The sequence below is a fragment of the Citrobacter sp. wls717 genome, from assembly GCF_005280955.1.
GTDB classification, from domain to species: domain Bacteria; phylum Pseudomonadota; class Gammaproteobacteria; order Enterobacterales; family Enterobacteriaceae; genus Citrobacter; species Citrobacter werkmanii.
Genome location: NZ_SZWW01000008.1, coordinates 18,975 through 27,085 on the forward strand (window position 1 = coordinate 18,975; position 8,111 = coordinate 27,085).

At 51.1% G+C, this 8,111-nt stretch carries 7 protein-coding genes; all 7 read right to left on the reverse strand.

Features of this window, described 5'->3' with window-relative positions; genetic code table 11:
• Positions 1-36 precede the first annotated feature (36 nt).
• The 7 genes from rpoB to secE all read right to left on the reverse strand — a co-directional run bounded on the left by rpoB (position 37) and on the right by secE (position 7,836).
• Positions 37-4,065 carry a DNA-directed RNA polymerase subunit beta gene (gene rpoB, locus FDX09_RS07825; protein WP_137347020.1) on the reverse strand — a complete coding sequence of 1,343 codons (4,029 nt, stop codon included), beginning with the start codon at positions 4,063-4,065 and terminating at the stop codon, positions 37-39.
• Between the two features lie 320 nt (positions 4,066-4,385).
• Positions 4,386-4,751 carry a 50S ribosomal protein L7/L12 gene (gene rplL, locus FDX09_RS07830; RefSeq protein WP_000028882.1) on the reverse strand — a complete coding sequence of 122 codons (366 nt, stop codon included), beginning with the start codon at positions 4,749-4,751 and terminating at the stop codon, positions 4,386-4,388.
• Between the two features lie 66 nt (positions 4,752-4,817).
• Positions 4,818-5,315, reverse strand: a complete 498-nt coding sequence (gene rplJ / locus FDX09_RS07835; protein ID WP_005132895.1) for a 50S ribosomal protein L10 — start codon at positions 5,313-5,315, stop codon at positions 4,818-4,820.
• Between the two features lie 293 nt (positions 5,316-5,608).
• The gene (gene rplA, locus FDX09_RS07840) at positions 5,609-6,316 is read right to left on the reverse strand and encodes a 50S ribosomal protein L1 (protein ID WP_006688358.1); all 708 of its coding nucleotides are present in this window, start codon (positions 6,314-6,316) and stop codon (positions 5,609-5,611) included.
• A 3-nt stretch (positions 6,317-6,319) separates the two neighbouring features.
• A complete protein-coding gene (gene rplK / locus FDX09_RS07845) occupies positions 6,320-6,748 on the reverse strand; it encodes a 50S ribosomal protein L11 (RefSeq protein ID WP_038636105.1) in 429 nt (142 codons plus the stop codon).
• Between the two features lie 157 nt (positions 6,749-6,905).
• A complete protein-coding gene (nusG, locus tag FDX09_RS07850) occupies positions 6,906-7,451 on the reverse strand; it encodes a transcription termination/antitermination protein NusG (RefSeq protein WP_003033125.1) in 546 nt (181 codons plus the stop codon).
• A gap of 1 nt (position 7,452) precedes the next feature.
• Entirely contained in the window at positions 7,453-7,836 is a 384-nt protein-coding gene (gene secE, locus FDX09_RS07855; protein ID WP_003033128.1) for a preprotein translocase subunit SecE, read from the reverse strand.
• Positions 7,837-8,111: the final 275 nt, after the last annotated feature.

Genomic DNA, 8,111 nt, shown 5'->3' on the forward strand with positions numbered 1-8,111 from the left:
TGTTACGCCAGCACCAGTGACCTGTTTGATCGAGAGTTACTCGTCTTCCAGCTCGATGTTGATACCCAGCGAACGAATCTCTTTCAACAGTACGTTGAAGGATTCCGGCATGCCTGGTTCCATCTGATGGTTGCCGTCCACGATGTTTTTATACATCTTAGTACGACCGTTCACGTCATCAGACTTAACGGTGAGCATTTCCTGCAGGGTGTATGCCGCGCCATATGCTTCCAGCGCCCACACTTCCATCTCCCCGAAGCGCTGACCACCGAACTGAGCCTTACCACCCAGCGGCTGCTGAGTAACCAGGCTGTAAGAACCGGTAGAACGCGCGTGCATCTTGTCATCAACCAGGTGGTTCAGTTTCAGCATGTACATGTAGCCAACGGTAACCTGGCGCTCGAACTGCTCACCGGTACGACCGTCGAACAGGGTAATCTGACCGGAAGTCGGCAGGCCACCCAGCTGTAACAGTTCCTTGATTTCAGACTCTTTCGCACCGTCGAAGACCGGCGTTGCGATCGGCATACCTTTTTTCAGGTTTTCAGCCAGACGCAGAACTTCTTCATCGCTGAAGGTATTCAGGTCAACTTTCTGACGAACATCTGAGCCCAAATCGTAAGCACGCTGGATGAACTCGCGCAGTTTGGCGACTTCCTGTTGCTGTTTCAGCATGGCGTTGATCTTATCGCCGATACCTTTCGCAGCCATACCCAGGTGGGTTTCAAGGATCTGACCGATGTTCATACGCGATGGTACGCCCAGCGGGTTCAGTACGATATCTACCGGCGTACCGTTAGCATCGTGTGGCATATCTTCGATCGGGTTGATCTTAGAGATTACACCCTTGTTACCGTGACGACCTGCCATCTTATCACCAGGCTGGATCCGACGTTTAACCGCCAGATAAACCTTAACAATCTTCAGCACGCCCGGTGCCAGATCGTCGCCCTGAGTGATTTTACGGCGTTTCGCTTCGAGTTTTTTCTCGAATTCGTGTTTCAGTTCGTCGTACTGCTCAGCCAGTTGTTCCAGCTGATTCTGTTTCTCTTCGTCGGTCAGACCGAGTTCTAACCAGCGGTCACGCGGCAGTTTGTCGAGTTTCTCAGCTTCAACACCACCGGAAACCAGCACAGCGTAGATACGGCTGAACAGACCAGCTTCGAGGATCTGCAGTTCTTCAGACAGGTCTTTCTTAGCCTGCTTCAGCTGCATCTCTTCGATTTCCAGCGCACGTTTGTCTTTTTCTACGCCATCGCGAGTAAAGACCTGAACGTCGATAATCGTACCGGAAACACCGTTTGGCACGCGCAGAGAAGAGTCTTTAACGTCAGACGCTTTCTCACCGAAGATCGCACGCAGCAGTTTCTCTTCCGGCGTCAGCTGGGTTTCACCTTTCGGCGTTACCTTACCAACCAGAATATCGCCACCGGTCACTTCCGCACCGATATAAACGATACCGGATTCATCCAGTTTAGAGAGCGCAGCTTCACCCACGTTCGGGATGTCAGCGGTGATCTCTTCCGGCCCCAGCTTGGTGTCACGGGACACACATGCCAGTTCCTGAATGTGGATGGTGGTGAAACGGTCTTCCTGGACAACACGCTCGGATACGAGGATGGAGTCTTCGAAGTTGTAACCATTCCATGGCATGAATGCCACGCGCATGTTCTGACCCAGCGCCAGTTCACCAAGGTCGGTGGACGGACCGTCTGCCAGCACATCACCACGTTCAACCGGCTCGCCCAGAGATACGCAAGGCATCTGGTTGATACAGGTGTTCTGGTTAGAACGGGTGTATTTAGTCAGGTTATAAATGTCGATACCTGCTTCGCCCGGGTACATCTCGTCTTCGTTAACTTTGATAACGATACGGGAAGCATCCACGTACTGAACAGTACCGCCACGTTTAGCAACTGCAGTAACACCGGAGTCAACGGTAACAGCACGTTCCATACCGGTACCAACCAGCGGCTTATCAGCACGCAGAGTCGGAACCGCCTGACGTTGCATGTTCGCACCCATCAATGCACGGTTGGCGTCATCGTGTTCCAGGAACGGGATCAGGGACGCACCGACGGATACCACCTGCTGGGTGGATACGTCCATGTAGTCAACCTGGTCGCGGCTGAACAAGCTGGATTCGCCTTTGCTACGGCAGGTAACCAGATCTTCTACAAAGTGGCCTTCGTCATCCAGGTTGGAGTTCGCCTGAGCGATAACGTAGTTACCTTCTTCGATAGCAGACAGGTAGTGAATTTCATCGGTTACAACACCGTCGGTCACTTTACGGTACGGAGTCTCAAGGAAGCCGTATTCGTTAGTCTGTGCATACACGGACAGTGAGTTGATCAGACCGATGTTCGGACCTTCAGGCGTTTCGATTGGACATACGCGACCGTAGTGAGTCGGGTGTACGTCTCGAACTTCGAAGCCTGCGCGTTCACGGGTCAAACCGCCTGGGCCGAGTGCGGAGATACGACGTTTGTGCGTAATCTCAGACAGCGGGTTGTTCTGGTCCATAAACTGAGACAGCTGGCTGGAACCAAAGAACTCTTTCACTGCTGCAGAAATCGGCTTGGCGTTGATCATATCCTGAGGCATCAGGGTATCCAGATCGCCCAGAGACAGACGCTCTTTCACCGCACGCTCAACACGCACCAGGCCAACGCGGAATTGGTTTTCCGCCATTTCGCCTACGGAACGGATACGACGGTTGCCAAGGTGGTCGATATCATCGACTTCGCCTTTACCGTTACGGATATCGATGAGCTTCTTCATCACTTCAATGATGTCGTCTTTGCTCAGGATACCGGAACCTTCGATTTCGTCGCGCAGCAGAGAACGGTTGAACTTCATACGACCAACCGCAGACAGGTCATAGCGGTCTTCGGAGAAGAACAGGTTCTCGAACAGGCTTTCCGCAGCTTCACGAGTCGGCGGCTCACCAGGGCGCATCATGCGGTAGATTTCTACCAGCGCGCTCAGACGATCGTTGGTTGGGTCGACGCGTACAGTTTCAGAAATGTACGGACCGTGGTCCAGATCGTTAGTGAACAGCGTTTCGATACGCTTGTGACCAGACTGGCTCAGCTTAGCCAGCAGATCCAGGCTCAGCTCCATGTTAGCTGCGCAGATCAGCTCGCCAGTAGATTCGTCAACGTAGTCTTTAGCCGCAACCTTACCAGCAATGTATTCAACCGGAACTTCGATATGCTTGATATCGTCTTTTTCCAGCTGGCGAATATGGCGCGCAGTGATGCGACGGCCTTTTTCGACGTAGACTTTGCCGTTAGCTTCGATGTCAAAGGAGGCGGTTTCACCACGCAGGCGTTCCGGCACCAGTTCCATCTGCAGCTTGTTGTCGCGAATTTCGAAAACAACTTTTTCAAAGAACAGGTCAAGGATCTGCTCAGTGGTGTAGTTCAGCGCACGCAGAATGATGGTCGCAGGCAGTTTACGGCGACGGTCAATACGTACGAACAGGTTGTCCTTCGGATCGAATTCGAAGTCCAGCCAGGAACCACGGTAAGGAATGATACGCGCGTTATACAGCACTTTACCCGAAGAGTGGGTTTTACCTTTGTCGGAGTCAAAGAAGACGCCAGGACTACGGTGCAGCTGAGAAACGATAACACGCTCAGTACCGTTGATAACAAAGGTACCGTTGTCGGTCATGAGCGGAATTTCGCCCATGTAGACTTCTTGTTCTTTAATGTCTTTTACGGTGCCTTCCGGCGCTTCGCGCTCGTAGATCACCAGACGCAGTTTTACGCGCAGCGGTGCGGAATAGGTCACGCCACGGATCTGACATTCCTGAACGTCAAACACCGGTTCGCCAAGACGGTAGCTGACGTATTGCAGCTCGGAATTACCGCTGTAGCTCTGAATCGGGAAAACGGAACGGAAAGCTGCTTCCAGACCATACTGCCCTTCAGGATCTTGCTCGATGAACTTCTGAAACGAGTCAAGCTGGATAGAAAGGAGATAAGGTATGTCCAACACTTGCGGACGTTTACCAAAATCCTTACGAATACGTTTTTTCTCGGTATAGGAGTAAACCATTAGGGTTCCTCAGCTCGCTGACAAGTCGACCCATCTGTCCATTGAGCGGACAGTTTGTGCAACACTATTTTGTTGACCGGAAAATCGAATACTTTCCGCAATGCCTGTTGCTATCACGCTTAAACCATTTCATTGCGATTTACACAGAACTGACGCTCTGTCGCAGTATATTAAGACGTCGATAGAAACAAGCATTGAAAGGCACAGCAGTAGTCAAACAGTGTGAAACGCTACTGGCGCCTTACAGCGCAAAAAGGCTGGTGACTAAAAAGTCACCAGCCATCAGCCTAATTTCTTAGGCTGCAACCAGAAAAGTTGGCTTATTTAACTTCAACTTCAGCGCCAGCTTCTTCCAGAGATTTTTTCAGTGCTTCTGCGTCGTCTTTGCTCACGCCTTCTTTCAGCGCAGCCGGTGCAGATTCTACCAGGTCTTTAGCTTCTTTCAGACCCAGGCCAGTTGCGCCACGTACTGCTTTGATAACAGCAACTTTGTTAGCGCCAGCAGCTTTCAGAATTACGTCGAATTCAGTTTTTTCTTCAGCAGCTTCAGCCGGGCCAGCAGCTACAGCTACAGCAGCAGCAGCGGAAACACCGAATTTTTCTTCCATTGCAGAAATCAGTTCTACAACGTCCATTACGGACATAGCGGATACTGCTTCAATGATTTGATCTTTAGTGATAGACATTTAAATTGTTCCTGAAAATCAGAATAAGTTTATACGTAAGCAGATGCTTGAGAAAGGTAACTGCAATTAAGCAGCTTCTTTCGCATCGCGTACAGCAGCCAGAGTACGAACCAGTTTGCCAGCCGAAGCTTCTTTCATGGTTGCCATCAGGCGTGCAATTGCTTCTTCGTAGGTCGGCAGAGTTGCCAGGCGGTCGATATTCGATGCCGTAATCAACTCACCTTCAAAGGCTGCGGCTTTGACCTCAAATTTTGCATTCGCTTTCGCGAACTCTTTGAACAGACGAGCAGCGGCGCCCGGGTGTTCCATAGAGTATGCAATCAGGGTCGGACCAACAAACGTGTCTTTCAGGCACTCGAACTGAGTACCTTCAACGACGCGGCGCAGCAGGGTGTTACGAACAACACGCATGTATACGCCAGCTTCACGACCTGCTTTACGCAGTTCAGTCATTTTATCTACAGTTACGCCACGGGAATCCGCAACTACTGCAGACAGCGCGCCTTTGGCTACTTCGCTGACTTCAGCAACAATCGCTTGTTTGTCTTGAAGATTTAAAGCCATTAGCTTTGCTCCTGGATGTTTGCCGGAACTCATGTTCCGGAACTCACTTCACTCCCCCCAACGGAGAGAGCGTCTAAATACGGTGAGCAGAAACAAGCCAGAGTATCAGAAATAATCTTAGCGTTCTGTCACCGTCTACGCAGGGCATTAAGTTTCTTGCGAAACACCTGCGGTCTTCGACGGAGGCCTGGATAGGCCAGGCTCCAACGAACAAATCTGTTGTCTATCGGCCGAAGCTAATAGAATCGTGGGCGAAGATTGTAGACAAATTCGCCGCCCACGTAAAGCTAATCTTAGACGTTCGCAGACGCGCTCAGACCAGCCTGATCAACGGCAACACCAGCACCCATGGTGGTGGAGATGCTAACTTTCTTGATGTACACGCCTTTTGCCTGAGTCGGTTTTGCTTTTTTCAGCGCAACCAGCAGAGCTTCCAGGTTTTCTTTCAGTTTGTCAGCGTCAAAATCCACTTTACCGATGGTGGTGTGGATGATGCCGTTTTTGTCGTTACGGTAACGAACCTGGCCAGCTTTAGCGTTCTTAACCGCTTCAGCAACGTTCGGAGTTACGGTACCAACTTTCGGGTTTGGCATCAGGCCGCGCGGACCCAGAACCTGACCCAACTGGCCAACAACGCGCATTGCATCCGGAGAAGCAATAACAACGTCAAAGTTCATTTCGCCTTTCTTGATCTGGTCAGCCAGATCTTCCATACCTACCAGTTCAGCGCCTGCAGCTTTAGCAGCTTCAGCGTTTGCGCCCTGGGTAAATACGGCTACGCGAACAGAACGGCCAGTACCGTGCGGCAGTACAGTTGCACCACGTACGTTCTGGTCAGATTTACGAGCGTCGATGCCGAGGTTAACGGCAACGTCCACGCTTTCTACGAATTTAGCAGTGGCCAGCTCTTTCAGCAGAGCAATAGCTTCGTTGATGTCGTACTGTTTAGTTGCATCAACTTTGTCACGGATCACGCGCATACGCTTGGTCAGTTTAGCCATTTCTTAGTCCTCCACTACCAGGCCCATGGAACGTGCAGTACCTTCAATGGAGCGAGTCATCGCTTCAATGTCGGAACCAGTCATGTCGGCAGCTTTGGTCTGCGCGATTTCCTGCAGCTGAGCGCGGGAAATTTTACCCACTTTGTCTTTGTTCGGCTTGCCGGAACCAGACTTGATACCAGCCGCTTTCTTCAGCAGTACTGCTGCCGGAGGCGTTTTGGTAACGAAAGTGAAAGAACGGTCAGCGTAAACGGTGATAACAACCGGGATCGGCAGACCTTTTTCAATGGAATCAGTTTTTGCGTTGAACGCTTTGCAGAATTCCATGATGTTCACGCCTTGTTGACCCAGTGCTGGACCTACCGGCGGACTCGGGTTAGCCATACCAGCTGCAACCTGCAGCTTGACATAGGCTTGGACTTTCTTAGCCATTCTAAATTCCTCTAGTTGGGTTATAGCGCCTCAAAGAGGCTCCCCGTGTTTTTAAATTCGTTTTACGGACAGAGTCCATAAAAACAAAAGGCGCGAAATTGTATTCCAATCTCGCGCCTTGTGCAACGATTAAATCGCCGCTTTTTTGATCGACGTGTTAGGCTTTCTCAACCTGGGCGAAGTCCAGTTCAACCGGAGTCGCACGACCGAAGATAGATACAGAAACTTTCAGACGAGACTTCTCGTAGTCCACTTCTTCAACTACGCCGTTAAAGTCAGCAAACGGACCATCGCTAACGCGGACCATTTCGCCCGGCTCAAACATCGTTTTCGGACGCGGCTTATCACCAACCTGCTGCAGACGGTTCATGATCGCATCAACTTCTTTGTCGCTGATTGGCGCCGGACGGTCAGAAGTACCGCCGATAAAGCCCATCACACGCGGAACGCTGCGCACCAGGTGCCAGCTCGCATCATTCATGACCATCTGGACCAGTACATAGCCCGGGAAGAATTTACGTTCGCTCTTGCGACGCTGGCCACCACGGATCTCGACCACTTCTTCTGTCGGCACCATGACTTCGCCAAACAGCTCTTCCATATTTTGTAACTTGATATATTCGCGCAGCGACGTGGCAACGCGGCCTTCAAAACCGGAAAACGCCTGAACGACGTACCAGCGCTTTTTAGGGGCTTCAGACATCTTAGAACCTCAGGCCAGTGATAAAGGATACCAGGCGAACCAGAATACCATCCAGTCCCCACAGGATCAGTGACATTACTGCGGTAACCGCAGCCACAATTAATGTGGTGTGCAATGTTTCCTGGCGAGTTGGCCAAATGACCTTACGGACTTCGGTTCTCGCTTCACGGGCAAAAGCAACGGTCGCTTTACCTTTTGTTGTCAACAGCGCGACACCACCCGCTGCGGCAATCAGAATCACTACGGCCAGCGCACGCAGCGGCAGCATCATGTCACGATAAAGGTAATTGCCAACGATAGCTACAAGCAGCAATACAGCGACAACAACCCACTTCATCGCTTCCAGGCCGCGCCCGCTTCCTTGAGCTTCGGTATTCGCACTCATAAACCAACCTGTCAGAAGTATTCTACAAACATTTTCACCCCGCGTAAGCGAGGCGATCCAAACCGAAATGCTCTGGTGCGTTTCGGACTAAACGCCCTCTTCAGAGCCTGTCTCAGCAATGATTATGACAAAAAAAATCACTGATGAGCCAGGTTCTGGTGTGAAAGCGTGCAAAAAGGGCATCAAATGATGCCCTTTTATTGCGCATTGCGTCAAATGTTATTCGGCAATTAGCTCATTACTTTGGCAACAACGCCCGCACCTACAGTACGGCC

What these genes read in the sequence shown, in the direction of transcription:
- rplJ (WP_005132895.1), bottom strand. Translation starts at nt 5,315, where the DNA reads ATGGCTTTAAATCTTCAAGACAAACAAGCGATTGTTGCTGAAGTCAGC.
- rpoB (WP_137347020.1), bottom strand. Translation starts at nt 4,065, where the DNA reads ATGGTTTACTCCTATACCGAGAAAAAACGTATTCGTAAGGATTTTGGT.
- rplL (WP_000028882.1), bottom strand. Translation starts at nt 4,751, where the DNA reads ATGTCTATCACTAAAGATCAAATCATTGAAGCAGTATCCGCTATGTCC.
- secE (WP_003033128.1), bottom strand. Translation starts at nt 7,836, where the DNA reads ATGAGTGCGAATACCGAAGCTCAAGGAAGCGGGCGCGGCCTGGAAGCG.
- rplA (WP_006688358.1), bottom strand. Translation starts at nt 6,316, where the DNA reads ATGGCTAAACTGACCAAGCGTATGCGCGTGATCCGTGACAAAGTTGAT.
- nusG (WP_003033125.1), bottom strand. Translation starts at nt 7,451, where the DNA reads ATGTCTGAAGCCCCTAAAAAGCGCTGGTACGTCGTTCAGGCGTTTTCC.
- rplK (WP_038636105.1), bottom strand. Translation starts at nt 6,748, where the DNA reads ATGGCTAAGAAAGTCCAAGCCTATGTCAAGCTGCAGGTTGCAGCTGGT.